The organism is Ilyobacter sp. (genome assembly GCF_041583315.1).
Lineage (GTDB): Bacteria > Fusobacteriota > Fusobacteriia > Fusobacteriales > Fusobacteriaceae > Ilyobacter.
On sequence record NZ_JBFHGC010000619.1, the window covers coordinates 1 to 1,565 of the forward strand.

Consider the following 1,565-nt stretch of genomic DNA (forward strand, 5'->3'; position numbering starts at 1 on the left):
AAACTCTTCGGTATTGAAACCATGAGAACCAGGACCAGAAAAACCATGATAAAGGCCAAGGTTTCCGACGGAACAGGTTTTCTAGAAGTTGTGTGGTTTCAGATGCCCTACCTCAAAAAATCCCTAAAAATGGGTGATGAATATATCTTTATCGGAAATGTGAAAAAAGGCTACAATTTTCAGATGGTGAATCCAGAATACAGAAAATATGACGAAAACCAGGGGTTCAGCAAAGAAATTCTTCCCATATACAGTTCCAACAGGGATTTTAATCAGAGATCCCTTAGAAAAATAGTACAGACGGCTCTTGACTCTCACACCGGCCTGTTCGGAGAAAATATTCCAAAGGATATTATGGAGGAATATAATATAATAGACAGAAAAACTGCCCTGAGGGAGATACATTTTTCAAAAAATCTAAAGGGTATAGAGGAAGCCAAGAGACGTTTTGCAATAGAGGAGCTTTTGATTTTAGAAACCGGCATTTTGGAAAAAAGATTTGCAACGGATTTAATGAATAATGAAATGTATGTTTTAGAAGATAATAAAAACCTGGTGAAAAAGTTCCTGGGAAACCTGGGATACTCTCTCACACGGGCTCAGAAAAGAGTGGTAACAGAGATATACAAAGAACTCAATGACGGAAAGATCGTAAACAGACTCCTCCAGGGAGATGTGGGAAGCGGCAAAACCATTGTGGCGGTGATAATGCTCCTCTATATGATAGAAAACTCCTATCAGGGGGTCTTTATGGCGCCTACAGAGATCCTGGCCACTCAGCACTATCTTTCCATAGCAGATACCCTCCTTGAGCTGGGAATAAGGGTAGAGCTCCTCACAGGGAGTGTAAAAGGAAAGAAAAAAGAGTTGATCCTGGAAGAGATAAAAAACGGAAAGATCGACCTAGTTGTGGGAACACATTCCCTCATAGAAGACAATGTGGAATTTCACAAACTAGGGCTCATTGTCATAGACGAACAGCACAGGTTCGGAGTGGTCCAGAGAAAAAAACTGAGAGACAAGGGAGTCGTCGCAAATCTCATGGTAATGAGTGCGACCCCTATACCACGTTCACTGGCTCTCAGTATTTATGGAGATCTGGATGTGTCCATCATAGACGAGATGCCACCAGGAAGGACTCCTGTGAAAACCAAGTGGATAAACAACAGCTCTGATGCAGAAAAAGCCTACCGCTTCATCCACAAAAAGCTCCAGGAAGGGAGGCAGGCTTACTTCGTGGCTCCCCTTATAGAAGAGAGCGAGAAGCTCAGTTTCAAATCTGTCCAGGAGCTGTACCAGGAGGTTACCAGGAGGTTTCCCCAGTTTAGAGCCGGACTCCTTCACGGAAGGATGAAAAACAGTGAAAAAGATGAGGTTATGCATCTTTTTAAAAATCATAAACTTGACATTCTGGTGGCCACCACAGTTATAGAGGTGGGAATCAATGTCCCCAATGCCTCTATAATGGTTATAAACAATACTGAAAGATTCGGCCTGTCCGCCCTTCATCAGCTGAGGGGAAGAGTGGGAAGAGGCAGCCACCTTTCCTACTGCTTTCTCTTCTC

The 1,565-nt window shown here is 43.0% G+C and carries 1 protein-coding gene; it reads left to right on the plus strand.

Features of this window, described 5'->3' with window-relative positions; translation table 11 throughout:
• Positions 1-1,565, plus strand: a 1,565-nt coding sequence (locus ABZA26_RS14810) for an ATP-dependent DNA helicase RecG (RefSeq protein WP_372715252.1), incomplete at both ends; no start/stop codon positions are given.